The sequence below is a fragment of the Pseudobutyrivibrio sp. C4 genome (assembly GCF_900111635.1).
In the GTDB taxonomy this organism is placed as follows: domain Bacteria; phylum Bacillota; class Clostridia; order Lachnospirales; family Lachnospiraceae; genus Pseudobutyrivibrio; species Pseudobutyrivibrio ruminis.
Map to the genome: position 1 here is coordinate 749745 of NZ_FOHF01000001.1, position 26616 is coordinate 776360.

At 39.3% G+C, this 26616-nt stretch carries 31 protein-coding genes; 1 reads left to right on the top strand and 30 read right to left on the bottom strand.

The features are described from left to right. Window positions 1–18: 18 nt before the first annotated feature. From BMY66_RS03545 to BMY66_RS03570, 6 genes are all read right to left on the bottom strand, one after another. Window positions 19–1353 carry an O-acetylhomoserine aminocarboxypropyltransferase/cysteine synthase family protein gene (locus BMY66_RS03545; protein WP_090394141.1) on the bottom strand — a complete coding sequence of 445 codons (1335 nt, stop codon included), beginning with the start codon at window positions 1351–1353 and terminating at the stop codon, window positions 19–21. Between the two features lie 377 nt (window positions 1354–1730). Next, window positions 1731–2486 (bottom strand): amino acid ABC transporter ATP-binding protein, encoded by a 756-nt coding sequence (locus BMY66_RS03550; RefSeq protein WP_033153837.1) that lies wholly within the window; start codon window positions 2484–2486, stop codon window positions 1731–1733. Next, window positions 2486–3160: an amino acid ABC transporter permease gene (locus BMY66_RS03555; RefSeq protein ID WP_090394142.1), complete on the bottom strand. Its 675-nt coding sequence runs from the start codon at window positions 3158–3160 to the stop codon at window positions 2486–2488. Before BMY66_RS03555 ends, BMY66_RS03550 begins: the two co-directional genes overlap by 1 nt. Beyond that, complete coding sequence (locus BMY66_RS03560; protein ID WP_090394143.1) at window positions 3141–3800, bottom strand: amino acid ABC transporter permease; 660 nt, start codon at window positions 3798–3800, stop codon at window positions 3141–3143. Before BMY66_RS03560 ends, BMY66_RS03555 begins: the two co-directional genes overlap by 20 nt. A gap of 38 nt (window positions 3801–3838) precedes the next feature. Then, window positions 3839–4738 (bottom strand): transporter substrate-binding domain-containing protein, encoded by a 900-nt coding sequence (locus BMY66_RS03565; protein WP_090394144.1) that lies wholly within the window; start codon window positions 4736–4738, stop codon window positions 3839–3841. 22 nt (window positions 4739–4760) lie between these two features. After that, window positions 4761–4991: an SGNH/GDSL hydrolase family protein gene (locus BMY66_RS03570; RefSeq protein ID WP_177175568.1), complete on the bottom strand. Its 231-nt coding sequence runs from the start codon at window positions 4989–4991 to the stop codon at window positions 4761–4763. Window positions 4992–5212: 221 nt separating this feature from the next. Between BMY66_RS03570 and BMY66_RS03575 the strand changes: the two genes are divergently transcribed. After that, the gene (locus BMY66_RS03575) at window positions 5213–5617 is read left to right on the top strand and encodes an RrF2 family transcriptional regulator (RefSeq protein WP_033153833.1); all 405 of its coding nucleotides are present in this window, start codon (window positions 5213–5215) and stop codon (window positions 5615–5617) included. On the opposite strand, the gene nifU is transcribed toward BMY66_RS03575, so the two are convergent. The 24 genes from nifU to BMY66_RS03695 all read right to left on the bottom strand — a co-directional run bounded on the left by nifU (window position 5614) and on the right by BMY66_RS03695 (window position 26522). Further along, window positions 5614–6051, bottom strand: coding sequence for a Fe-S cluster assembly scaffold protein NifU (nifU, locus tag BMY66_RS03580; RefSeq protein ID WP_044933797.1), 438 nt, complete (start codon window positions 6049–6051; stop codon window positions 5614–5616). The genes BMY66_RS03575 and nifU overlap by 4 nt on opposite strands. A gap of 26 nt (window positions 6052–6077) precedes the next feature. Beyond that, window positions 6078–7286: a cysteine desulfurase NifS gene (nifS, locus tag BMY66_RS03585; protein ID WP_090394145.1), complete on the bottom strand. Its 1209-nt coding sequence runs from the start codon at window positions 7284–7286 to the stop codon at window positions 6078–6080. Window positions 7287–7437: 151 nt separating this feature from the next. After that, on the bottom strand, window positions 7438–8112 hold the full coding sequence (locus tag BMY66_RS03590; RefSeq protein WP_090394146.1) for a thiamine diphosphokinase: 675 nt from the start codon (window positions 8110–8112) through the stop codon (window positions 7438–7440). Next, entirely contained in the window at window positions 8109–8762 is a 654-nt protein-coding gene (rpe, locus tag BMY66_RS03595) for a ribulose-phosphate 3-epimerase (RefSeq protein WP_090394188.1), read from the bottom strand. The genes BMY66_RS03590 and rpe overlap by 4 nt, the downstream gene beginning before the upstream one ends. Window positions 8763–8767: 5 nt before the next feature. After that, complete coding sequence (rsgA, locus tag BMY66_RS03600; protein WP_090394147.1) at window positions 8768–9655, bottom strand: ribosome small subunit-dependent GTPase A; 888 nt, start codon at window positions 9653–9655, stop codon at window positions 8768–8770. Next, window positions 9655–11610 carry a Stk1 family PASTA domain-containing Ser/Thr kinase gene (gene pknB / locus BMY66_RS03605; RefSeq protein WP_090394148.1) on the bottom strand — a complete coding sequence of 652 codons (1956 nt, stop codon included), beginning with the start codon at window positions 11608–11610 and terminating at the stop codon, window positions 9655–9657. Before pknB ends, rsgA begins: the two co-directional genes overlap by 1 nt. A 26-nt stretch (window positions 11611–11636) precedes the next feature. Continuing rightward, window positions 11637–12356, bottom strand: coding sequence for a Stp1/IreP family PP2C-type Ser/Thr phosphatase (locus tag BMY66_RS03610; protein ID WP_044933788.1), 720 nt, complete (start codon window positions 12354–12356; stop codon window positions 11637–11639). Beyond that, entirely contained in the window at window positions 12356–13429 is a 1074-nt protein-coding gene (gene rlmN / locus BMY66_RS03615) for a dual-specificity RNA methyltransferase RlmN (RefSeq protein WP_090394149.1), read from the bottom strand. The genes BMY66_RS03610 and rlmN overlap by 1 nt, the downstream gene beginning before the upstream one ends. After that, on the bottom strand, window positions 13408–14688 hold the full coding sequence (gene rsmB, locus BMY66_RS03620) for a 16S rRNA (cytosine(967)-C(5))-methyltransferase RsmB (RefSeq protein ID WP_090394150.1): 1281 nt from the start codon (window positions 14686–14688) through the stop codon (window positions 13408–13410). The genes rlmN and rsmB overlap by 22 nt, the downstream gene beginning before the upstream one ends. Window positions 14689–14702: 14 nt before the next feature. Beyond that, a complete protein-coding gene (gene fmt / locus BMY66_RS03625; RefSeq protein WP_090394151.1) occupies window positions 14703–15638 on the bottom strand; it encodes a methionyl-tRNA formyltransferase in 936 nt (311 codons plus the stop codon). A 122-nt stretch (window positions 15639–15760) separates the two neighbouring features. Further along, window positions 15761–16234: a GNAT family N-acetyltransferase gene (locus tag BMY66_RS03630; protein ID WP_090394152.1), complete on the bottom strand. Its 474-nt coding sequence runs from the start codon at window positions 16232–16234 to the stop codon at window positions 15761–15763. A gap of 539 nt (window positions 16235–16773) precedes the next feature. Further along, the gene (locus BMY66_RS03635) at window positions 16774–17430 is read right to left on the bottom strand and encodes a hypothetical protein (protein WP_090394153.1); all 657 of its coding nucleotides are present in this window, start codon (window positions 17428–17430) and stop codon (window positions 16774–16776) included. A gap of 23 nt (window positions 17431–17453) precedes the next feature. Continuing rightward, window positions 17454–18002 (bottom strand): GNAT family N-acetyltransferase, encoded by a 549-nt coding sequence (locus BMY66_RS03640; protein WP_090394154.1) that lies wholly within the window; start codon window positions 18000–18002, stop codon window positions 17454–17456. A 106-nt stretch (window positions 18003–18108) separates the two neighbouring features. Further along, the gene (locus tag BMY66_RS03645; protein WP_090394155.1) at window positions 18109–18462 is read right to left on the bottom strand and encodes a dihydropteridine reductase; all 354 of its coding nucleotides are present in this window, start codon (window positions 18460–18462) and stop codon (window positions 18109–18111) included. Window positions 18463–18492: 30 nt separating this feature from the next. Beyond that, window positions 18493–19506 carry an NAD-dependent epimerase/dehydratase family protein gene (locus BMY66_RS03650; RefSeq protein ID WP_090394156.1) on the bottom strand — a complete coding sequence of 338 codons (1014 nt, stop codon included), beginning with the start codon at window positions 19504–19506 and terminating at the stop codon, window positions 18493–18495. Between the two features lie 177 nt (window positions 19507–19683). Then, window positions 19684–20268 carry a TetR/AcrR family transcriptional regulator gene (locus BMY66_RS03655; protein ID WP_090394157.1) on the bottom strand — a complete coding sequence of 195 codons (585 nt, stop codon included), beginning with the start codon at window positions 20266–20268 and terminating at the stop codon, window positions 19684–19686. A gap of 17 nt (window positions 20269–20285) precedes the next feature. Next, window positions 20286–21572 carry a hypothetical protein gene (locus BMY66_RS03660; RefSeq protein WP_090394158.1) on the bottom strand — a complete coding sequence of 429 codons (1287 nt, stop codon included), beginning with the start codon at window positions 21570–21572 and terminating at the stop codon, window positions 20286–20288. Window positions 21573–21646: 74 nt separating this feature from the next. Continuing rightward, window positions 21647–22246: a hypothetical protein gene (locus BMY66_RS03665; RefSeq protein ID WP_090394159.1), complete on the bottom strand. Its 600-nt coding sequence runs from the start codon at window positions 22244–22246 to the stop codon at window positions 21647–21649. A gap of 284 nt (window positions 22247–22530) precedes the next feature. After that, entirely contained in the window at window positions 22531–22794 is a 264-nt protein-coding gene (locus BMY66_RS03670) for a hypothetical protein (RefSeq protein ID WP_044933767.1), read from the bottom strand. A gap of 52 nt (window positions 22795–22846) precedes the next feature. Continuing rightward, window positions 22847–23257 carry a peptide deformylase gene (locus tag BMY66_RS03675; RefSeq protein WP_044933766.1) on the bottom strand — a complete coding sequence of 137 codons (411 nt, stop codon included), beginning with the start codon at window positions 23255–23257 and terminating at the stop codon, window positions 22847–22849. A gap of 92 nt (window positions 23258–23349) precedes the next feature. Continuing rightward, window positions 23350–24147 (bottom strand): alpha/beta fold hydrolase, encoded by a 798-nt coding sequence (locus BMY66_RS03680; protein ID WP_090394160.1) that lies wholly within the window; start codon window positions 24145–24147, stop codon window positions 23350–23352. A 72-nt stretch (window positions 24148–24219) separates the two neighbouring features. Further along, window positions 24220–25518, bottom strand: a complete 1299-nt coding sequence (locus tag BMY66_RS13910; RefSeq protein ID WP_242942670.1) for a cyclophilin-like fold protein — start codon at window positions 25516–25518, stop codon at window positions 24220–24222. A gap of 93 nt (window positions 25519–25611) precedes the next feature. Then, window positions 25612–26304 carry a flavodoxin family protein gene (locus BMY66_RS03690; RefSeq protein WP_090394161.1) on the bottom strand — a complete coding sequence of 231 codons (693 nt, stop codon included), beginning with the start codon at window positions 26302–26304 and terminating at the stop codon, window positions 25612–25614. Between the two features lie 50 nt (window positions 26305–26354). Then, entirely contained in the window at window positions 26355–26522 is a 168-nt protein-coding gene (locus BMY66_RS03695) for a nitroreductase family protein (protein WP_090394162.1), read from the bottom strand. Between the last annotated feature and the right edge of the window lie 94 nt (window positions 26523–26616).

Genomic DNA, 26616 nt, shown 5'->3' on the forward strand with positions numbered 1-26616 from the left:
CCTCCTAGTTTTTTTATATTATACCGCATTTGCGTTTTTTTCTGCATTAAAAACTTCTTCAATCTTCTCTGCATCAATTGCATCAAAGCCCTTCTGTAAATCCTCAATGATGTCATCAATGTGCTCTGTACCAATTGAAAGTCTGATTGTAGACTGTGTAATTCCCTGATCTAAAAGCTCTTCCTCTGTAAGCTGAGAATGAGTTGTTGTCGCTGGGTGAATAACCAGGCTCTTTACATCTGCTACGTTTGCAAGGATTGAGAAGATTTCAAGGCTATCAATAAACTTGTAAGCTTCTTCCTTGCCACCCTTGATTTCGAATGTGAAAATGCTTCCGCCATCCTTTGGGAAGTATTTCTTGTAAAGCTCATGATCTGGATGATCCTCAAGTGATGGATGATTTACATGAGCTACCTTTGGATGATTCTTCAAGAACTCAACAACCTTCTTTGTATTTTCTGCATGTCTGTCGAGACGAAGAGGCAATGTCTCAATTCCCTGCAAAAGGAGGAATGCATTAAATGGTGAGATTGTTGCCCCTGTGTCTCTAAGAAGAATAGCTCTGATGTATGTTACAAATGCTGCAGGACCGGCAACCTCAGCAAATGATACACCATGATAGCTTGGATTTGCTTCTGCGATGTTAGGGTACTTTCCGCTTGCCTTCCAATCATACTTGCCGGCTTCTACGATAACACCACCAAGTGTTGTTCCGTGTCCACCGAAGAACTTTGTTGCTGAATGAACAACGATGTCTGCGCCGTGCTCAATTGGTCTTACCCAATAAGCTGCTCCAAATGTGTTGTCAACAACAAGTGGAAGACCTGCCTCGTGTGCAATCTTTGCAATTGCATCGATATCTGGAATATCGCTGTTAGGATTTCCAAGAGTCTCTAAGTAGATTGCTCTTGTGTTATCCTGAATTGCGTTTTTAACCTCATCTAAGTTATGGGCATCTACGAATGTTGCTGTGATTCCATACTGTGTAAGTGTATGAGCAAGAAGATTGTAGCTTCCGCCGTAGATTGTCTTCTGTGCTACGATGTGTCCGCCGTTTGCTGCAAGTGATTGGATTGTATATGTGATAGCTGCTGCACCAGATGCAACTGCAAGTGCTGCGCTTCCACCTTCAAGTGCTGCAACTCTCTCCTCTAAAACACCCTGAGTAGAATTTGTAAGACGACCATAAATGTTACCTGCATCAGCAAGACCAAATCTATCTGCTGCATGCTGTGAATCTCTGAATACGTAGCTAGTAGTCTGGTAAATAGGTACTGCTCTTGCATCAGATGCTGGATCTGGGTTTTCCTGGCCCACATGAAGTGCTAAAGTTTCAAATCTATAATTGCTCATAATTCTTCCTCCTTTTTTTGCCTATCTGGTTGATATGTTTTTGTGTTGAAATGATAATACATTTAATTACCTACCTAGTCAATAGGTTTTACAATAAGCAAAAACTATAGCTAGCTATAAATTGAATTTATAACTAGCTATAGTCACATTTTTAATATTTTATTTTCACATTTAGTTGCTACTATATCCTTATAAAACAGTAAAGGTAGGTGTTTTTTATGGATATGGTAAAACTTCGTTGCCCTATGTGCCGCAAAATGTTTGAAATATCAACAGTTGAATTAGAAAAAAAATATAAGTACGGTTTTGTGCCTATTTTCTGCAACTACAAATGTTTGTTACGTTTTTCTAGTCACCACTAGGACAACTGTGCTTGTTTATATATACAAGGCACTATCATACTCAAAGGTTCTAAGGAACTTTTGAGCTCGTTCTGTAACAGGTTCCTTAAAGAATCCCTTTACGTCTTCTGTCTCTTCTACTATCTCGCCATTGTCGAAGAATAGGATTCTATCTGCAACAGCCTCTGCAAAACTCATTTCGTGAGTTACTATGAGCATAGTGCGGCCACTTTTAGCCAGCTTAATCATAGTTTCAAGTACCTCATGAACCATCTCTGGATCAAGAGCCGCTGTCACCTCATCAAAAAGTATAATCTCTGGATGCATTACAAGTGCACGTACAATTGCAACTCGCTGCTTCTGTCCACCAGAAAGCTGTCTAGGATAATAATCCTTTTTATCAGAGAGACCGACCTTGTCTAGAAGCTCTATTGCCTCCTTTGTAACCTCTTCCTTGTTTCTCTTCTGAACCTTAGTAGGTGCCAGTATGATGTTTTCAATTACTGTCTTGTGAGGGAACAATTCGTAAGACTGGAACACCATTCCAATCTTCTGACGAAGCTTTGTGATATCTCTTTTATCAGCCTCCACTGGAAGTCCATCAACGGTAATGATGCCTCCCTGAATTTCCTCCAAACCATTCAAGCATCTTAAGAATGTACTTTTACCACAGCCTGATGGTCCGATGATTACTACAACCTCTCCTCTTTTTACAGAAAGGTTGATATCTTTCAAAACAACATTGTTTCCAAATTCCTTATGTAAATGTGTAACCTTTAATAATTCGCTCATTACGTCCACCTTTTCTCCAAATAAATACTAAGTCTACTGATTGGCCAGCAAACAAGGAAATACATAAGCATAACAACCCCAAACACGCCAAATGCAGCATTTGGTGAAGTGTTTCTGTTTGCCTCGATAATCTGCTGCCCTACCTTCAAAACTTCCACAATACCAATCATCATTACAAGTGATGTTGTCTTAATCATTCTGGTAATAAGGTTGATTGATAGTGGAATCAGACGTCTTATTGTCTGTGGCAGTATTATGTATAAATAGGTCTGAAGCTTATCCATACCAAGAGCATATGCAGATTCAAATTGGATACGAGGAATACTCTTTATAGAACCTCTTACCAAATCTCCCATCTCTGCTGTGCCCCAGAAGGTGAATACAAAAATTGCTGAAGCTTCTGCTGATAAGTCCCAACCAAAAACTCTAGTAGTTCCGAAATACACAATGAAAAGAAGCACCATCTGTGGCATGATTCTTACTGTTTCAAGATATAGCTTCAATACCGCTTTTAAAATCTTATTATCGACTGTCATCAATACACCGACAACAAGTCCAAGTAAAATACTAATTGCAACGGATATAAGGCTGATTTCAATTGAAACCCACAAGCCCTGAAGCAATCTCATGAAGTTTGTTCCTTTGAACAGAACATCAATCCCCAAACTGGCCATAGCGCAACCTCCTTTCCACAATCGCTCCTATGATTGATACTGGAAGGAGCATAATCAGGTAAAATACAACCAAAAGGAACAGGCACTCAATTGTCTTTGCGTACATTCCTATTAAATCCTTTGCAGTAAACATCAGGTCCATAAGACTGATTGTTGAAAACACTGATGTCTCTTTTAATAAGAATATTACGTTGGCCAAAAGTCCCGGCACGCTGATAGAAATTGCCTGCGGCATAATTACATGCCACAAGGTCTGATACTCACTCATGCCAAGGCTAAGTGCGCTTTCTTTTTGTATTACAGGAATTGCATCCAGACCACTTCTAAAGGTTTCAATCATATAGGCTCCGCCTAGAAGTCCAAGTCCTAGAATACCGCATGTTTCTGCAGTTATTTTGATACCCACCTTTGGCAACGCAAAGTAAATAAAAAATAGTTGAACCAAAAGTGGCGTGTTTCTAAAAATTTCAATATATATTCCAATTATTGTTTTAAGCACTGGAACTTTAAAATGCAGGATAGCAGAGCCTACGAGTCCAATGATTAGACTCATTAATATGCCCTGCCATCCTATCTTCATTGTAAGTAAAAGTGCTTCTTTATATAGTGGAATATATTCTCTAAGAATACTTATATCCATTACTAAATAAATAGCCTTTCAAATTTTCTTTAGGAATCTTACTGCTCTACTACAAGAGTATCTTCGTAGTCAGCACCGTATGTATCAAGAAGAGTTGCCTCGTAGTCAGCGTGGAAGAAGTTCTCATCGCCAAGTGTATCAAGCTCTTCGTTGAGCCAGTTGAGAAGTGTTTCATTGCCCTTTGTTACAGCTGGAGCGATTGTATCCTGGTCACCAAGCTCTGGAATACCTACTGTGTATCCTTCATTCTCTATCGCAAATGCGATAACCTCTGTATTATCGTTTGCCCATGCTACGCCGTTGCCGTTCTCAAATGCTGTCTTTGCCTCTGCATATGCATCGTACTTCTGAAGCTTGATATAAGGATAGTTCTTTGTAAGGTATGTCTCTGCTGTTGTACCAGAAATAACAATTACCTGATCATCCTCACCTATATCATCAAGGCTCTCGATAACTGCATCTGAAGGTGATACAACGCCAAGTGCAACATTCATATATGGAAGTGCGAAATCAACCTCCTGAGCTCTCTCTTCTGTTACAGTAAAGTTTGCAAGAATGATATCAACCTTTCCTGTCTGAAGGTACTCAATTCTGTTTGCAGCTTCTGTTGATACGTAGTTAATCTCAACACCAAGATCCTCACCAATTCTCTCTGCAAAATAAACATCATATCCTGCATACTCGCCATTCTCATCTACATAACCAAATGGGCTCTTGTCTGAGAACACGCCGATGTTGATTGTTCCGCTTTCCTTAATCTCATCAAGTGTTCTGAAGCCTGCGTTTGAATCTGCAGCATCTGCGCCTGCCTCCACACTTGCATCCTTTACTTCCTCTCCTGCATCTGCACTTGAGTTTCCGCATCCAACAAATACTGTAGCTGTAAGTGCTGTAATAAGTAATCCGCTTGATAATTTCTTAAGTAAGTTGTTTTTCATATTGATCGTCCTCTTTCTATCTTTATATTTTTACCAACTTTTCATATATTGCTCCCGCGAGTAACTCATGGCTTTTGGCGTCCATGTGCTCCTGATCCAATTCTGATGGCTCCGCCACATCAGATGCTGCCAAAAACTTACAGTCATACTCCTCGGCGAGCTTTCTAAAGACTGCTTTCAATTCTTTAGAAATCACTACAGAGTGTTCATTGAATTCAGGATCATAATTGTTCTGCCATACCTTTTCTCCCAAATGAATAGGTGACACCAGGATGATATGTTTTTCATCTGCTACCTCCTTCCTTGTTATGTGTGATATCTTATCTCTTATTACCTACTAGGTCAATAGGTTTTATAATCAAGGTTTCCTATACACCGTTATCAACAAAACCTATAGCAACACCACCATCCACCTAATCCCCCTTGATTTACCTATTTACCTAGGATATTATAGTGTTATTAAGGAGGTACGTTATGTTTAGTACTAAAGGTAGATATGCACTTCGTGTAATGATAGACTTGGCACAGCAAGATAGCGAGGCTTATATTCCGCTTAAGGATATTGCTGAGCGCCAGGATATTTCTAAGAAGTATTTGGAAATAATAGTTAAGGAATTGGTTAAAGGTGGCCTTGTGGCTGGTGTCAGCGGTAAAGGCGGTGGATATCGTCTTACCAGAAAGCCTGAGGAATATTCTATTGGTGAGATTATAGAATTACTTGAAGGCAGCCTTGCTCCTGTGGCTTGCTTGGCCGACGGTGCAAAAGACTGCCCTCGTGAAGGTGTATGCAAAACTCTTCCTATGTGGACCGAGTTTTATTTATTAGAACGTGATTTCTTCTATGGGAAGAAACTCAGTGATCTTGTAAACGAAGCTTAGTTTACGTGACAAGCTTCACAATCATGCTCTTCAGGAAAATCTGCTGGATCGTACTCTATGTCATTTTTGTCGTAGTAGTCCTTTACAGCAGATTTTATTGCTTCTTCAGCAAGAACTGAACAGTGAAGCTTGTGTGGTGGAAGCCCATCTAGTGCCTCAGTAACAGCCTTGTTAGTAAGCTGTAAAGCTTCTGATACCGGCTTTCCCATAATAAGTTCTGTTGCCATTGAGCTTGATGCAATGGCGCTGCCACATCCAAATGTCTCAAACTTAACGTCATCGATAATCTGCTGGTCATTAATCTTAAGATATATTTTCATGATATCGCCGCATACAGGATTTCCTACTTCACCTACTCCATCGGCGTCTTCAATAACTCCTACATTTCTTGGGTTTCTAAAATGGTCCATGACCTTTTCACTATATAATGCCATCTTTCTACTCCTTCTCTCTAGTATGTTTAAGCGATTTCCTTGTGCTCTGCAAATACGTGATTTCTCTTACCACTAATTAAATCACCCCAGAATGGTGAAAAGCTTCTAAGGTACTCAATCACCTCTGATACAGATTTGATAATGTAGTCCACCTGCTCCTCTGTTGCATCCTCGCCAAGTGAGATTCTTAGTGAACCGTGGGCTACCTCATGTGGTCGGCCAATTGCAAGAAGTACATGGCTAGGGTCTAATGAGCCTGATGTACAAGCTGAGCCTGATGAAACTGCTACACCCTTATCGTCAAGTAATAGTAAAAGTGATTCTCCCTCAATTCCCTCGAAGCAGAAGTTTACATTTGATGTAACTCTAGCATGTCTGTCTCCATTTAACTCTGAGTATGGAATCTGGGATAATCCCTGGATAAGTCTTTCCTGAAGAGGTGCAAGATGCTCATTATTTGCGTCAATATTTGCAACAGCATCCTCAAGTGCAACTGTAAGACCTACAATGCCTGCAAGATTTTCTGTACCTGCTCTCTTTCCTCTTTCCTGTGCACCACCGTAAATTACGTTAGACACTGGGATACCGCCCTTTACATAAAGAACTCCTACACCCTTTGGTCCATGGAACTTGTGAGCTGAAATTGAAAGCATATCAATATTCTGCTCTTCAACATTGATGTGAACATGGCTAATAGCCTGAACTGCATCTGTATGGAACCATACCTTCTTTTCACGGCAAATCTTACCTATTTCAGCAATTGGCTGGATTGTTCCTATTTCATTGTTAGCATACATGATAGTAACAAGTGCTGTATCCTCACGTATTGCATCCTCGATTTCCTTTGGATCTACCACACCATTCTCATGTACATCTACAAGTGTGATTTCAAAGCCTTCCTTTTCCAACGCCTGAAGTGTATGAAGCACTGCATGATGTTCAAACTTCGAAGAAATAATGTGCTTCTTTCCCTTCTTCGCACCTGCTTTTGCGGCAGACATGATTGCCTGATTATCTGCCTCACTTCCGCCTGATGTAAAATATATTTCTCTAGGCTTCGCACCTAAAATAGCTGCCACCTTTTCTCTTGATTCCTCTAATACTTCCTTTGCCTTCTGGCCTACCGAATAAAGGCTTGATGGATTTCCATATACTTCTGTGAAATATGGAAGCATGGCATCCACTACTTTTTTACTAACAGCTGTTGTCGCTGCATTATCTGCATATACAAACATAACTACTACCTTTCTTTAACATTATTCTAAGTTGCTCCTTTTACCTAGTAACCTAGTCTGTTAATGAAGATATCACCAAACACCTACTAGGTCAATAGGTGTTTGCATCTTTTAGCCTTATTAAGAAATCTTCTCATTAAAAAAAGAGATGCTAAATTGCATCTCTTGTTTCACACACTATTAAATATCCTTCTTTTAATGAAATACTGCCAACCTCTTCTGTAATTTCATTGCTAACAGTCAGGGTATTGAATCCTTCTATAGTGGCATTTTCCAAAGGATATTTGAAACCTGTCATAGTCACTCCTGTCGCCTTGCCACCATAAGGAAATATTGAAACATAATGACCAAATTGGGCTTCCGCTCCCTCTCTGCTAAGGCTTAGAGTCTGACCAGCAGAAATCATTTGAATGTAATTATACTCATCTACAATTACAACTTTACGCTGCTTCAAACAACCCATACCAAGAAGATTTACATTTCCAAGGAAGTGATCCAGGCGTTTGCCTGTGGCACCTAAAAGGTAAATATAATCCCCTACCATCGACTTGCGAATAGCTATATTTAACGCTGCTTCAATATCTGTATCATCCTTTACAGGATTGAGCTTTATTACCTCGGCATTGCTACGCTGAAGCTTTTCGTATGCTTCTTTTGATATGGAATCGAAATCTCCTATAACAATATCTGGCTCCTGCCCTATATCCAGACAGTTTTCATAGCCACTGTCGCAAGCAATTATACTTAACGAAGCTTCATCAAGCTTGCTTATGAACTCACTTATGAAATTCTTATTGATGCTACCGCCACCAATAATTGCTATCATCGCATTTTCTCCATAAGAGTTTCTACGTTTGCTGAAATATCGCCATTAAACACAGCTGAGCCAGCTACGATAATATTGGCTCCTGCATCTAAAGCATCATCAATAGTGTCTTTATTAATGCCACCATCAACTTCGATATCAATCTTTAATCCCTTTTGATTTAAAAGCTGTGATAGCTCTCTTACCTTATCAAGTGTGTATGGAATCAATGACTGTCCACCAAAACCTGGGTTAACTGTCATGATAAGAACCATATCTACCTTTTCCAAAACATGGCTAATTGCACTAAGTGGAGTTGCTGGATTGATTGCTACACCGGCCATAGCACCACTGGCCTTAATCAATTCAATCGTTGCATCCAAATGCTTACAAGCCTCAGCATGAACTGTAATAATATCTGCTCCTGCCTCAGCAAAATCCTTAACGTAACGCTCAGGATCCACTATCATCAAATGCACATCCATCATTCTGTCTGTGTATTTACGAATTGTTTTTAGAACAGGAAGTCCAAAGCTGATGCTTGGCACAAAAACGCCGTCCATTACATCGAAATGAACGTACTGCGCTCCAGCCTCATCAATGACTTCTAGCTGTTGTTTTAAAATTCCAAAATCCGCTGACAAAATTGAAGGTGCTAAACATTTTTCCATAATCATTACCTGTATTTATTATTCCTTTCATTAACCATTTCAGAATAAATCTGAAGGTAGTTCTCGTATCTGCTGGCTGCGATTTCACCAGATGCTACTGCATCTTTTACGCCACAGCTAGGCTCCTTGTCGTGAGCGCAGCCTGTAAATTTACAATAAGATGCTGGCTCAATAAACTCTGGAAATAAGGTATATAAATCCACCGGCTCAATCTTTGGTACAAACAAAGATGAGAAACCTGGTGTGTCCATAATGAATGTGTCGTCACCTAAATATAAAAGCTCGGAATGACGTGTCGTATGTTTTCCTCTACCGATTTTTTCAGAAACCTCTCCTGTTTCCATGGTCTGGCCCTCAGTCAGTTTATTGACTATGGAGCTTTTGCCAACACCGGATGGCCCTGCCACGGTAGATGTTTTGCCTTTTAATATTTCTCGAATGCCATCTATGCCCTCGTCGTTTTTTGCAGAACAGAAAATTACTTTGTATCCTGCATTTTCGTAAGTAGCTCGCATTCTCTCTTCAAAGCCATCGTCTGCTATGTCTTCTTTGTTGAAACATATGACGATAGGCAAATCCTGCTCTTCCATCATACAGAGGAATCTATCCAAAAGATTAAGATTTGGCTCAGGATTTTTAGTTGCAAAAATGAGCAATGCTTGATCAACATTTGCAACAGCCGGTCTGATAAGCTCAGACTTTCGTGGCAAAATGCTTATAACATTGCCCGTCATTTTCTCGGAAGAGATGACGTCAATTGTAACGTCATCCCCTACCAAAGGCTTTATTTTATCTTTTCTGAAGGCTCCCTTGGCCTTGCACTCGTATACACCCTGGTCCTCTACGTATACGTAGTAGAACCCGGCAATACCTTTAATAATTTTTCCTGTCATTATTGCTCAACTGTACCATTTATTGTTTCGGTTTTTGTCTGAGTCTGATCCTCAAGAGCTACTGTACTTCCATCTGATGCAGTAATTGTAGGAGTGTAAGTCAAAGTAATAGTGAGTGATGACTTTGGTGAATTGCTAATGTTGATTGCACCATTCTTTGGAATATTACCTGACTGGTTTGTCTCTGCAATTGAGTATGTACATGGACCATCAAATGGATTTGAAACTGTGTAGCTGTATGTAGTCTCTTTCTTACCTTTACTGATAACAAGTGTAATGCTTGTGTTTGGTGCAACCATTTCACCTGCTTCGATTGACTGGCTGATTACTGAGCCAGATGCAACATCATCTGAGTACTCCTGTGTTGTGCTTGTAACAACGATTCCCTTTGCATCCAAAACAGTTGTAGCTTCTGCCTGTGAAAGACCAACTACGCTTGGTACTGCAACTGTTGAATCAGAATCTGTTGAGCTAGATGATGAGTTGTCATTGTTTGAACTGCTTGAGCTGCTAGAACTGCTTGAGCTATTAGAGCTACTTGAGTCGCTAGAACTTGAGCTATCTGAGCTTGATGAATCACCTGAGCTGCTTGATGTATCTTCACCTGCAACAGTAAGTCTTAATGTATCTTTGAGAGAGAACTCCTCGCCCTCTGCTACCGACTGGTAAATAACTGTGCCATCTTCGTAATCGTCGTTTTCCTCGTATGAAACAACAATATTGTCCTCTGTATCAAGACCAAGGCCTTCCAACTGCTCAACAGCTGCCTCATAAGATGAACCAACAACGTTAATCATTGTTACTTTCTTTGCGCCAAAGTTGAAAACGCCAAATACATTTCCAAGAATAGCAACTAAGATAGCAACGATAGCAACACCAACACCAATGCCTGCGAATGTCATGATTCTGTCCATCTTAGAATCTTCTTCATCCTCGTCATCGTCGTCATAATAATCGTCATCATCGTAATATTCATCGTCATCGTAGTACTCTTCTTCGTCGTCATAATCATCGTCGAAGATAAGTGCTGCTGCAGCCTTCTTTGTGATTGATTCCTCTGTCTCAACAGGAACCTTAGGCATAACCTTTGTCTGACCAAGATCTGCTGCACCAACGATTGTAACGAAATCCTCATTAGGGCTAACAAGCGCTTTCTTTAAATCCATAAGCATGTCAGAGATAGTTGGATATCTTCTATCTGGTGACTTCATTGTAGCCTTGAGGATGATTTTCTCAAGTGAAATTGGAAGGTCTGGAGCATATGCTGAAGGTGCTACCATCTCCTCCTGTAAATGCTGGATTGCGATTGCAACTGTATTGTCTCCGTCGAATGGAACACGGCCTGTGACCATTTCATACATAACAATACCAAGTGAATAAATGTCACTCTTTCCATCAACAAAACCGTTTCTAGCCTGCTCTGGTGATGAATAGTGAACTGATCCCATCACATCAGCGTGGATTGTGTTTGAACTTGCTGCATGCGCAATACCAAAATCAGTAACCTTAACCTTTCCTTCTGTGGAAATGATAATGTTCTGTGGCTTAATATCACGATGGATAATGCCCTTTTGATGTGCTGCCTCGATACCACGTCCAACCTGAATGGCAATTGAGATAGCTTCCTTGAAATTGAGCTGTCCCTTTTTCTCGATGTATGTCTTGAGAGTAATACCCTCTACATATTCCATAACGATGAAGTACATTCCATTTTCGGAACCTACATCATATATATTAACGATATTTGGATGTTCAAGACCTGCTGCTGACTGAGCCTCAGTTCTGAACTTTGCTACGAATGTAGCATCCTCGGAAAACTCCTGCTTTAATATTTTTATTGCAACTTCACGACCAAGAATGTGATCCTTTGCACGATAAACATCAGACATTCCGCCTGATCCAACTCTATCTATTACTTCATATCTATCCGCTATAAATACGCCTTGTGTAATCATGTATTCTCCTTTATACAACCTATTTCTTATTCGATAATAATAACTGAAACATTGTCTTTGCCACCATTTGCATTGGCACGCTCAACGAGCTTGTTTGCCCTGCTTTCAATGGTTTCCTCAGATGTGAGAATCTCATAGATTTCCTGATCCTCGACCATGTTGGTCAATCCATCTGAACAAAGTAGGATGTGTTCATTACCGCTGATTTCCACATCAAAATAATCTGGTGTAATAGTTTCTTCGGCCCCGATAGCTCGAGTAATCATGTTCTTACGTTTGTCATATTTAGCATCGTCTTTATCTAACTCACCAGTTCTAACTAGTTCAGCAACAACAGAGTGGTCCTTTGTAACCTGCTTTAACATTGCTCCATTAGCAACATAGAGTCTACTATCACCCACATTTGCCACATAAAGATGTCCATCAAAAACTGTAGCCAAGACCAAAGTAGTCCCCATACCAGTTTTGCTAGAATCCTTATGAGACTCTGTAAATATGCGATTGTTTGCTGTCTGAATTGCCTGCTCTAAGATTCTGACAGTCTCAAGCTCATTTGAATTGGTAATTGAATCGATTATGATTTCCACGCATTTTGCAGAAGCATAATCACCTGCCAATTCTCCACCCATGCCATCGGCCACAATGTAAAGGTTTGGAAGCTTTCCAACCCTTGTGTCAGATGCATAGATAGTGTCTTGATTTACCTTTCTCTTGACACCGACATCAGTTTTTTCATAGCTTATCATTAAGTAGTCCCTTTCGAAGCGTCTTTTGCGTCCATTGTTCGCTTTCTAAGTTGTCCACAGGCCCCGTCAATATCGCGACCCATTTCCCTTCTAATAGTAGCATTATTCACGTATTTTTCAATCTTTTTTTGGAATGCATAAGCCCTGTCCATACTTGGTGAAACGAAATCGCGCTCCTTAATTGGGTTCACCGGAATAAGGTTTACATGGCAGTTAAGATGGCCTATTAATTCACCTAATTCTGTGGCATCCTGGTCTCTATCATTGACGCCACCAACAAGAGAATATTCGAAGGTGATTCTTCGACCTGTCTTGTTGAAATAGTATTCACAAGCATCGATTAAATCGTGAATCTCATACTTGTTTGCAATTGGCATAAGCTCTGCTCGCTTCTGCTGGTTTGGCGCATGCAAAGAAATGGCAAGTGTGATTGTCAAATCCTCATCCGCAAGCTGCTTTATGCGAGGAACAATACCGCATGTGCTGACTGTGATATTTCGCTGTGAGATATTCAGTCCATTTTCATCTGATAATAGTCTAACAAATTTAACTATATTATCATAGTTGTCCATTGGCTCGCCTGTGCCCATAACAACCAAGTTTGAAACACGCTCTCCTGTATCCCTTTGGATGGCATAAATCTGTCCAAGCATCTCTGAAGCTGTCAGGTTTCTAACCCATCCGTTAAGGGTTGATGCACAGAAACGGCATCCCATTTTACATCCAACCTGAGAGCTGATACACACAGAGTTGCCATGCTTGTAGCTCATCCAAACACTCTCTACCATTTCTCCATCATAAAGCTCAAAAAGGTATTTGCGAGTACCATCGATTTTGGAAACCTGCAAATCAATCTGCTTCAATGGATGGTAGTTGCATCTGTCTGCAAGCTTTTCCTTGAGAGACTTTGGAATGTTTTTCATCTCGTCATAATCCTGTGCCAAATGCTGATGCATCCACTCATAGAGCTGCTTTGCTCTAAACTTTGGCTCTCCCAAGTCATCTGTGACAAATTCTGTTAGTTCGTTTAAGTTTAGTGACCTAAGGTCTACTAGTTCTTTTTCATTACACATATAAAAAATCCATCGTGACTAGAATCAGGCAATAGCTGTTCCATGTTAACCATTGTAAAGTCCTTATGTGATGATAAGAAGTTGCTTACCTGATTTTCGTTTTCATCTTTATTAATAGTACATGTGCTATAGCACAACGTTCCGCCGGCCTTTACGTACTTACAAACAGTATCTAGAATATTTGCCTGAAGCTGAACCAGCTCATTCAAGCTTTCTTCTGTCTGATTGTATTTAATATCCGGCTTCTTTCTGATAATACCAAGACCTGAGCATGGCAAATCAGCAATTACCACATCATACTGATTTTCTGCTACCTGGTCAAATTCTGTTGCATCCCACTGCTTGGCAGTGATGTTTGTAGCCCCAGTACGCTGTATGTTTTCATTTATAAGTGAAACCTTTGCCTCGGTAAGGTCTCTGGCTTCTACACTTCCTTGGGAAGCAATCTGCGCCGCATGAAGTGCCTTGCCTCCTGGTGCTGCACACACATCTATGACTTTATCAGTATCCTTGATGCCTGCCCTGTATGGTACAAGCTGTGAAGAATAATCCTGAATATAGAAAAGCCCTTGATTAAACTCTGGAATACTTGCCAGCGAATCATATCCATTTATGTAGCATGCGCTGTCAATTGTATCGCATATACGTACTGAAATATTTCTGCTTTCCAGTTTTTCTTTCAGCTCTTCCCTTGCCACTTTGCTAAGGTTAACCCTGATGCAAAGATCCTGTGGCTCGTAGAAGCCCTTGAGAATTTCTTCTGTCTGTTCTTTGCCATACTCTGAAGTCCACTTGTCCACAATCCACTGTGGCATAGAGTACTTTGTGCACAAATCTGTAAACTTAACTTCTGATTTTTGCCTGGAAATGTTTCTAAGTACTCCGTTAACAAATCCAGACAAACCAGTAAAGCCTTTTTTCTTTGCAATCTTTACATATTCATTGCAGGTTGCAGAGTCTGGAACTGAATCCATGTAAAAGATTTCATAAGCCCCCATTCGCATAATGGTGCGAATTACAGGCTTCATTTTTTTAGCCTTTGTTTTTGAAAAGCTGTCGATAATGTAATCAAGCTGAAGCTTTCGCTCCACTGTTCCGTTTACAAGACGCGTGATAAATGCTCTCTCGTTTTTATCAAGATAAGCGTATTTATCTAAAACAGCTTTTAAATATATATGAGAGAACTGACCATGCTCAAGAATCTCAAATAGAGTTTCAAAAGCAATCATTCTCGTGTTTATCTTATTGTTATCTGACATCAAATATCCTCTAATTAATTCTTACTATTTGATAGTTTGGCACCAGTCTCAAGCTGATATCCTCTAAGGAAATCACCAGCTGCCATACGCTTTTTGCCTTCAAGCTGAAGCTCATTTATCTCGAGAGCCTTGCTGCCACAAGCTATGGTAAATACGTTTTTATTTACATCAATAACTGTGCCAGCCTCACCTGTCTTATCAACTACAGTTGCTTTCCAAAGCTTTAGCTGCTTACCATTAATAAATGTAAATGCTGATGGCCATGGATTAAGGCCTCTGATAAGGCGCTCGATCTCCTCTGCTGGCTTAGTCCAATCAATATTTCCCATATCCTTTGAAATCATACCTACGTGTGTAGCCTGTGATTCATCCTGAGGGATTGGTGTGATTTCTCCTCTATCAAGAGCCTCGATTGTCTTTACTGCAAGCTGTCCACCATCAAGAGCAAGCTTATCAAAAAGGCTGCCGCCTGTCTCGTCTTTAGCGAGCTCAATCTCTGATTTAAGAAGCATATCGCCATCATCAAGACCTGGTCCCATAAGCATTGTTGTGTTTCCTGATACCTTTTCTCCGTTGATAACAGCCCACTGAATTGGTGCTGCGCCACGATACTTTGGAAGAAGTGAGCCGTGTACATTTACACAGCCAAGGCGTGGCATATCAAGGATAACCTTTGGAAGAATCTGTCCAAATGCTGCCACAACAAATACATCTGCCTGGAACTGACGTAAATACTCTACCGACTCCTCTGCTCTGATTTTAACTGGCTGATAAAATGGGATGTCATGCTCCATTGCAAATTCCTTTACCGGAGTAGGCTGAAGCTTTCCACTACGTCCCTTTGGCTTATCTGGCTGAGACACTGCAAGAATAACCTCATGCCCTGCCTCATATATTGCCTTTAAAGTCTCCACCGCAAAATCCGGTGTACCCATAAATACTACTTTCATCTATATCAATCCTTTCTGCCTTTTGCATAAGAAAAAACGTCTCAAGACGCTACTTCTAAGTGTAACATTTTAAGACGTTTTTGTACAATCGCAGTGACCTGACATAATATACGTAGGGCATTTTATAATACCTTCTCCATAACTGAGACTGATGATTTCTTATTACCCCAAGTCAATTCATCCCGCCTCTTTGCCTCAAATCCCAACTTCTTCCAAAATGGAAGAACATTGTTTTCATAGTCATCAACTACATCAATTCTAATAATTTGTGCTCCAGAATTACGTATCATTTCTTCAAAGAAATTATAAACAGCTGTACCTAGGCCATTTTTCTGCTTTTCCTTTGTAATCATCATCAGAGAAAGATAAACATATCCTTCACCATTTATCATATAGTCAAGGATGCCGATGGGCTCATTGTCTACAAGTATATAGTTAGATGTAAAACCATGGGCCTGCATTTCTTCAAGCTCATTTTTAAGGAAGTTTTCATCTATATGATCTTCCCCTAAATGATGAATTAAAAAATCTGTATTTGAATTGTATATTTTTATAGCGTCAGCTATGTTTGTTGTGTCTATTGTTCTTTGTTCCATTATAATTTGTAGCTTCTTTCTAGTGATTTATTATTTCTAGCAATTATCAAGCTCTATCTGCTAGCTTCAGGATGGATTAATGAGTCTTTAGATAGCATTTTGGAGCCAAGTTAAGTGAATTACTGAAATCCCCAAATTCACTTACATGCAAATTGAATAAAAGTTAAGTGAATCTAAAAATTTTTTAATCTCACTTAAAAATGAAACATGGCATTAAGTGTATTAAAAATATCTCAAAATAAACTTAACTTTTTCATCCTAAAATCTCCGCTTCTTAAGTTTATTATGTAATAAGCAAAATAAACTTAACTCAATCACACTGTTTACTAAGTTAATTTTTGATTATCTAATAATTGACTTAACTCTATCTAAAATATTTTAACTTATTTTAAGTTTATTTTTATTCTTCCCATATTCACTTAACTGCCAATTCACTTTTTAAGTGAAAAATAGGTTTTCATATTTTAACTTAACTAAATTTCTCCTCAAGTCACGAATTATGAATCCACATTAATGTATCAATCTACAGAGCACCAAACCTACTCAACCGAATAAATTGTATTCTTCTCAAACAATCCAATGGCGAATCCCATCCTCATAAACAGTGGCATATTTTCGTATGCCTGGAAGCTGGTTCGCTCCAGTAGCTCTTCCAGTGTAAGCTCCTCGTAGTAGCCGTATGGATTGGCTACAGTGATTTTGTCGTTTGGAATATCTGCAGCGACAATCAATGAATAATGCAAAGTCCATTCGTCTCCATACAAAGCTGCCCATTCAAATGGAACAGGCTTTCCAGCTGCCAGAGTATTGTACATGATGTCGATGAACTCGGTGTTTTTCACATACTTGTGAATCTCTGTTTTGTACTCAGGAAACTGTTTATTCATCTCCTGGCAAAACTTATTTCCTGTAGAAGTGACAACCTTGCCATATTGGTCATACAAACTTTCTTCTGTAATATCGCCACCATTCCAGGCTGAAAACATTTCAATTACAGCATATCCGCAGGAAATATCCTGGGTAATTACCTCAACATTTTCAGCCCCCACAGGAGTCTGATATTTTTCATCTGTATATACACTGGAATAATCATCCTGCGTAAGCTTTGTGCGAATGCCTGTAATTCCCAGTGCAATCAAAGCCACGCAGATGACTAAAACCAAAACGCACCCTAACACTTTCAGTACTTTTTTCATATATTCTCCTTCTCCTGTGCATCCTATAGCATTTTCACCATAAGATATTCATCGCGGTAACTACCATCATCATACTTCAGTGCCTTTAGTGTCTTGCCGATTTCAACAAATCCCATCTTTTCATAAAGATGCTTTGCTCGATTATTGCCATCAACTACACCTAACTCAACCTGCTCATATCGCATATCTTTAGCCAGAGATAAAGAATACTTCATCATTTCAGTTCCTAGGCCTGCATCACAAAACTCCTGCGCCAATGCTATTGCAAAATCACAACGATGACGAATTCTGCGAATCTCTCCCTTTGTCATAATGCAACATGTGCCTGCAAGCTTTCCTTCTACTTCAGCTGCCATCATTATTTCCCTAGGAGCATTGTGCTTGCCCTCAAGAAGTTTAGCTTCGTCCTCAATAGTGTATTTCACTTCATCTGCATAACGAAGCAGAAACTCAGTTTCACCAGAGACAATGCGTAAATATTCAATCATATCTGCTGAATCGCTCTTATCAATGGAACGCAACTTACATTTTCTTCCATCTTTCAATATGATTTCTTTTTCTTCAAAAACCACGACTTATTCCCCCTACTCTCTTTAATTATTGTTTCTATTCTATATGTTATGGCTTCATAAATAAAGAAAAATATTCACACTATCTGGAATTTGTTGTCTCCTACTATTATTCTTCAGTTATTTCTTTTGCTAACTCTATAATTTCATATGCATACATAGACTTTCCCTTTTTCAAAAGTTTTAAATATAGTGGATAGTTAATGATGCAAATTGCAATTCCTATAATTCCAAGAATTATTCCAAATACCATTGCTGCTATGCCAGATCCAAGCACGCCCATAGAAAAGCACATTCCGGTTCCTAAAATCAAAGCACCTACTATACCTACCGATAAAGCTGTAATAAATGCTGGCTTTTTTGCTTTGTCATCAAGCTTCTTCAGCTGGCGCACCTTGCTTGTTTCCCTTGGCATATAGTCCTTTGCAATACTTTCTGCATATACTTTGTCTAAATTATTCATCTTGTTTTCCTCCATTTATAATTGATATTTTTACGCTATTTTTCCTGTGTCTTTTAACCATCTGATTTCATCACGAATAGTTTCTCTATATGGTCTGGTTGTATAGCCAAGTTCCTTGGCTGCTTTACTTGAATCAAATCGATTATTTCTTGCCAAATTGTATACAGAGAATGTAGTCATAAGCGGCTTTTCGCCTGTTTTCTTAGCCTTCTTTTCAAGCATCTTTGCAAGTAAATTTGCAGCTGAAATTGGCAAAAAGAATTTCAATGGCTTGCAGCCGCTTTCCTCTGAGACAAGCTTGGTGAAATCTTTAAAGCTGACTGGCTCGTTTCCAAGAATATAGCACTCTCCACTCTTTCCCTTGTCTGCCGCTCCAATAACGCCGTCTGCCAAATCTCTTACATCACATAAATTGAAGCTGCCATCTATTCCAGCTGGCATTTCGCCGTTGATGATATCTACAAGTGTCTTTGTTGTTTCGCCCATTGCAAAATCTTCTGGTCCAAGGATTCCAGAAGGATGAACTACACATGCGTTTAATCCATCAGTTGCTGCCTTCAGTACTACATTTGTAGCCATAGCTTTTGACATTGAATAACAACCTTTGATTCTCTCTGGATCAAGTGGAATAGAACCTTCGCATTCTCTGATTGTTCCTCTTTCCTCTTCTGGAATAGCTCCTGTTGAAGAGCAATAAACCAGCTTAGATACCTTATGTGACTTACACATTTCTACTATGTTTTCTGTTCCGCCCACATTTACATCCATAACCTTTTGGCTGTAATCCGGATTTACGGTAACAATACTAGCAATGTGAAGTACCACTACTTCAGCATCATCTTCAATAGTAAAGAATCTTTCCAAGTCATCCTTGTTGCAAAGATCTCCGTATACAATTTCAACTTCCTTTGGAAGAAATTGTGCCGATTTATCTCCAGCCAATACAAACGCTCTTACATTTTCGCCGCGATCAATAAGCTGTCTACATACTGTGCTGCCTAAAAAACCTGCTGCACCTGTTACTAAATAAATCTTCTTGCTCATTTATCTTTACCTCCATCACTTTCATTTTTCAGCTCCTTGCTTTGAGCTTGATGTGATTATAGGAAAAAGATTCTATAAACAGAACAACACTTTCCACGAAAAGTGTTGATTTCAGGGACTAAGGTCCCAACACGATTCATGAAAAGTGTTGTATTTTCATTTATTTAGTTTTAGTTGCTAATGCGCAGGCCTCAAAATGCACTTTTGAATTATGCTAATTATTTCCTCTTTCGACTGTGCACAATCCCTAGCCAGCCACTCGTTAATCAAACCTATGATACCATTCAAATAGAATATCATGATGAATGGCTGTTCTTCTTCAGATACTCCAAACCTACTAAGTATCGGTCCAAAAATATCTGTAAACCATTTCTCGTAGGTTTTCTCGGCCCCCATCATCTCGTTCTTTTCATACATAATAAGAAAGAGCTTGCGATTGTCCTCCACAAATTCCAAATATGGCATCAAATACTTAGGCGTAACCAAAAACAGTTCCTCATCAGTCTTATCAGCAATATTAACTTCCTTAGGTCCCTCTGCAGAAAACCTGCCAAAGAAATCTTTATAAACTGCTTCAATGGTCTCCTTTAGAAGATCATTCGTATTGTCATAATGCAGATAAAATGTGGATCTGTTAACCCCTGCCACTTCACATATCTCTTTAACAGTAATCAATTCAAAATCCTTTTCATCTATTAATAAAATAAGTGCAGTGTGCATCTTTTCTGCCGATTTAAAATACTTGCTTTCGTTTTTGTTCATAGCTCAATTACTCCTCGTTAATTGTATTGACTAAGCTCCAACAATACCCAATCCTGGGACTCTATATCATATTCAGTTCCACAGAATGGGCAGTTCTTGTTGAGGACTGCATTGAAACTTCCAGAGCATTTAGGGCAAGATATTCGTGTCATTGAAAACTGAAGGTTCAACGGAATATCTACTCTTCTACGAAATACGGCTCTGTATTTTTCGTGCTTGTATTTAATTTTGTTATCAAAAGCATACAGCGTATCAAAGAACACATCCATGGCAACGGTCACCGAACCATTATTTTCCGTAAAGCTAATAAGCTTCATGGCATTGCCATAGTTCATGTCGATAATATCTTTGAATCTTTTATCGAGAGCTGGTCCCTTGTAAAAAAGCAAATCCTGCTCATCTTTTGAATACACGGCAGTCTTAATAAGAGATAAAGCCTTTCCTGAAAAATAATCGAAGGAAAACTCTGGGCTATATGCCTTCATCATGTGTTCGAACTTGCCATGTGTACCTGCCGTGCCCCATTTACCTGCATTATTAACTATACCCCTGCGTATAAGATTTAAAACATCCAGCACGCAAAAGGCTGAGTAAGTAATCAGCATACCAAAAATAGTTACGACAAAATGTTCAAAAAGATTATATTCATCGTCGTATACATTCATGGAATACAGATTCAAGATTGCACCGATAATGAATCCCAAAATTAATCCGCCAAGCAACACCTTTCCGCGAAGCCTGGTGTCTTCTCGCTCCTTTGGAGCAGCGTCCTCGGTAAAATAATATCTGGTGATACGTGGGAACAAATCGTCCATCTTATACATGGTTTTGCAATATGGACAGCCATCCACCAATCTAGAAATGGTACTTACTGCGCCACAGTTGGGGCAAGTACAAGGTTCCAAATCAGCTCTTATTCCGCTTGTCACATCTGTAATGACAGTATGAAGAGTGTTGTGTCTGCGGTCGCTGTATTGCTTTTTGCCATCCTGCTTCACAGTTCGTTTTACATCATATTCCTCAAGACAAACGTAATTCTGATAGTGAGCATCTTTCCAATCGCTAAGAACCATTGGGCCCAAATCTAATTCGTCTGCTTCTTCTTTGTCGGTAACCTCATAATCAATCGAAAGGCCCTTATCCATGATGCGCTCATGTTGAAGCTTTAAAAGATTGGTTATGTCATTATCTGCAAATGTAATCTTCTTGCCTTCTGCTATGGCTAATCCCAAATTTTCTGTAAAAGCATCATATTTCTTTCGGTATAATTCTGTCAGTCTTACTGGTCCAATATTAAACCCCATAACAATATTCTGTTAGCCCCCTTTATTTGCATTCTATTGTTATGCTACCAATTTCCCCATTATTTTTCAATTGTCTACATTTCGCAATACTGATCGTAGACAACTACACTAACAACTGGCGAATCCCATGATTCATATTTAAGCGAAGCATTTCCTCTTTCATAAATATCGGTGCGGATTGATGCTTCATCGATAATGAATTCGCTGCAGCAGCTTGATTTATATGTGAATGTGTTTGTTGAATCTGTATCTACATCTGCTTTTGCGTCACCCATTATGCATTCAATAATAACTCCATTTTCAAGAACGAGATCGATGTACTGACCAGCCGCTGTATCAAATCTACTTCCGACTGCAATCAAATATCTATCGTCCAGCTTCATAAAGCCATCGCTATCAGGTTCAGCTAAGTCATTAATATCTCCTAAATCACCATATGTGATTTTGCTTGAACGCTCGATGGTTTTTCCACCCTTGTAGCTAACTGTGTTTCCAGATACAGGATTTACATAGCTACTAGGAATCTCATATACAGTTTTTTCAACTTCCTCAATTTCTTCTTCAACTTCTTCTATAGAGCTTCCAGCATCTTCAATAATTTCTGAGATTATTTCTGTGCTTTTCATTGCTATTTCTTCTTCAACAATTATCGCTTCTTCCTCTACCATTTCCATGGCATAGCTTCTGAGATAGCAATAGCAATGCAATATTAATAATAATGATGTGATTAAAATAATACTACAGGCCTGGTGGCCCGCTCGAGTGTAATTAGAGTTCAATCCTTTCATGTTTTTAATATCCTTTCTCTCATAAAGTGGGTAGTCTAACAAAAAAAATGACATCTAGCAATGGCTAGTTGTCATTTTTGTGGCACTATTCACTCTGAGAGAAAAGCGAGTAACAAGCATAAGCTTTTCCCTATTTTTGAAAGGATTAGTAATAAATATAAATGCTTCTTTTATTCACCTTTGAAAGCAGAAAAAATATCTATGGAAGCAGCCATTTTTTTAAGCTCTGTAAGGTGTTCTTTTAAATATCTTTCCAACTGCTGCACTTCAATCTCTGCAAACCCATCATTTTTTAATATTTTACAGTCAGGAATTTTCCCTTCAGCTGTCCTAACACCATCCTGAAATGTAACAAACGCATACTTATCCCCCTGTTCACTCCTGCAAACAGATGATACTGTCATTTTTAACTCACCGGCTTTCAAATCTTCCATCTCATCCTCCAGTTGTTGTTTAATAAAGTCCTCTTAAATCATATTACTATAACTAGATTAATTCCCCGCTAAAATGCTGGATTTCATGCTGTATAATCTGTGCTGTAAAATCTTTGTACTTGCCATGCTGAGGCTTAAAGTTTTGATCAAGATAGTCCACTTCTATTTCCTTATATCTAACGCATGGTCTTTCACCGTCCAACGACAGGCAGCTTTCCTCTGTCTCATACTTACCGCTCTTGGCAGTAATCACCGGATTGACCATCGGGAAAATGAAAGGCCCTGCAGCCACAACTATGATTTGCTTTTTTACGCCAATCATATTAGCAGCCATGCCCACACATCTATCTAAATTTGCTTTTAATGTATCAATTAAATCCACTATAACCTGCGCGTCAGCCTCTGTGGCCGGCTCAGACTTCTGTTGTAAAAACAGTGGATCTCTAACTATTTTTTTTACCATAAATACTCCTTCACAACTTTTATCGGAAAAACCGACAGAAGTCTCCTCTCATTCGTTAAGCCTTTTTCTACAAACTGCCGATTTACCCGAATTTATCTTTCACAAAACTCAAATACTTTATTGTAAAAATCCTTATCCTCTTCAAACAATCCGTGGCCCAAGCCTACAAAGATAAGCATCTCACTGTGCTCAATCCCAGCCTTTAACTCATAAGGAGCATCATTTCCAACTGTATTGTCACTGTCGCCAGACATAATATATGTAGGACATTTTATTTTTGATAAAACCGGTCTTGCGTCGAAGTTTAATATCGCATATGCGTTTTTGCAAAACCTGTCATAATTCTTAGGCTTTGTAAATCTAGCCAGAAATGGTAAATACTTCTTATTCTTCTCGTTGAATTCCTCTGTATAAACTTTCTCCGCTGTATCCAGCATCAGCTCTGTATGAGTAGCATTTCGGGTCATTTCTATCCATTTCGTAACTACGTTTTTTATTGTTTCGTTGGCATATGGTGCAGTGACCACGAGAATCAATTTCTCAACTAACTCGGGATGCTTCGCCGCCAGATATTGAGAAATCATCCCTCCTTGGGATACCCCCATAACCATTGCCCTGTCTATCCCAAGATTCCTCATAGCTATTGCCTGATCATCTGCCATTTCTTCTATTGAATACCCCTCTGGAATCTCATTCTTCCTGCTGAACATGTAAACAGTATAATCCTTGAAAAACCTTTTGTAGGAACCTGCCAGAAGCATAGCCTTTCCCTTTACCGTCCACAATCCATCTGACAAGCCAGGTAAAACTGCAAGATTCTTTTTTCCTTCTCCGAAGGCCACATAATACATGACTGTATTACCAACTTTCACAGATCCATTTTTTTGCATTTTTATAGTACCTTCTCCCCAACAAATACTGATGAGTTTGCCTAGTGTATATTGTGCATTATGAAATCCATATTATCGAGACAATGTCAATGTCACATCCCCATTACTTAATAACTCAGTCAGCTCATCTTCAGACAGATTGATTTTACCAAGCTTGGTGTATGCCCATGAATTAGAGCCATAGAATACAACAATCTGATTGCCTGAATAGAGCACGATATCACCGGCACTTGTGGTGGTCTGCTTATCATCTCTGGCAATGCTTGAGCCAATGGAGCCCACCTGCTCAAATCCACCGTACATAGACATCTGGATTTCTAGGCCATTAGCTGCAAGTTCACTCAAGGCATCCACAGATGCATTATCTTCCCAGGTCACTGGTATTTCTTTTCCATCAATTTGTAATATCATCTCTACCTCTTCCTCTGAATCTTCTTCAATAAATTCTACGAGTTTCTCAGCTATTATATCTTGCCTAAAATTATGTACATAATGACCACAATCCAGTTCTATAACTTCTGCATTTGTAAGATCTGAAATATAATCATTTTGAATCTCTATCCAATTTTCAACACCTGTTTCATGTCCATCTGATACAAACATAAGCATTGGTATATCAGGCTTGGGCTTTCTATCAATTTCTGTTACTGCATCCGGAATTGCCAAACCCTCATTTATGATACAAGTATTTACTGCTTTACTTGCAGCAAGCGCCCTATAAATCTTCTTTTCTTTGTCTGTAAGTTTTTCTGGAAGCTGACTATCAGAATAAAAAAACCTAACTATTCCTAGTTCACGAGCAAAAGCTGCAAGCCTTTCCTTTTTAATCGTGCTGTCCCAGTCCCAATTATCGTAGGCTCTCGGAAGTGCCATATCAAGACCAACAATAGCTTCCACTTCATCCGGATAATTTTGAGCCCACATTATTGCCTCAATTCCTGACATAGAATGTGGACAAAGAATATACGGGCCTTCTATTCCTGCCTTGGTGAGTGCTTCCCTATCTTGTCTAAGAATTGTTTCAAAGGATCTCTCACTATCAACTACATCACTAAACCCATATCCAAATTTTTCAATAACAACTATTTTATAATCGCTACTCAAAAGAGAATACAAACTTTTAAAATCAAGAACCGGCGCAGCTGTTCCAGAACCTGAAAGGAAAAGAAGTGTATGTTTTCCTTCGCCTTCGGCGTATATATTCATCTTGTGACCATCCACCTCGACATATTGCCCAATAGGTTTCTCTATTAGCGCCTCTTCAGATACAAGCATAATCTTGTTATAGATAAAAATTCCACCAATAAGAACAACTAACACTATTAATAGTAGTAATAAAATCTTCCCTGTAATTCTAAGTATTTTTTTCATTTTTTCTCTCTTCATATATAATTCATCATTTGAACAACTCAAACTATTTGGCCTGCTCTAAGGCAATCTCCATCATAAAGCTTCCAAGGCCCATCAAGCCTTCCAAGGGCGATTGCCCTCCGTCCAACCTTTTTGCTTCCAATAATCCATATCCAAAGGGTTATATCCATTCTTTTGTATCATTCGACAGATCATAAACCAGCCTTTTAATTTCATTCCCGGCTTCACTTTACCATGATTGTTTTTGATATCTGTCGCAAGTCGGTCCAGGTCCTTATGGATCTTAGCCAGTTTCTTTTCGGAAACTTCCTCCCAACCGGTAGCAGCAACTGCCATCCCATATTTATATATCTTCGGAATTCCCCAGTTAAAAAGACTGTCTGCCATGTCCTTATTGGTAGACTTCATTCCTGCTCCGGCTGCAGTACTGATACAAACACCCTGCTTTTTAAACATCTTTTCCTCAGGACGATGAACCATCCAGCGATAACCAAGATGATCCAAAAACGCCTTCATAGAGCCGGATGCATGCATCACGTATACAGGACTTGTTAGAATTACAACATCCGCCTCATCAAGAGCCTCGACGATTGGCTTTAGTTTTTCATGATGTGGACAGTGCTCTTCCCCCTTTACAAAGCAATTGGTACATCCAATACAGAATTCTCCAAAATCTTTGGGAAGGAAAAACTCCGTTGTCTCGCCGCCGATTTTGTCTGCCAACTCTTTGCCAATATGGTACGTCGACCCATGATGATTCTGACCGTTAATGATTAAAACTTTCATAGCACATGCCTCCTACAAACTGGATTTTATGCAATTAACATCCTCTACAATTATTTACCGTTAAAAGAATTGAACCATGCTCTCTCTTCAAAGCTCTTTTTAGGCGGAGCCATAAGCCCTGCTTCCAAGATGGTAACCAGGTCCTCTCTAGGCACTTTTGCTCCAGTGTATTTTCCACGATAACTATGTCTGTTTTTGATTGCATCTATAGTATTCATATTATCTTTCTATCACCATAAAATCCCATTAAAATCAATATCAATGCACTTCCAGCAAGAATTCCATCCATAATACCGGCTGGCAATAAAAACA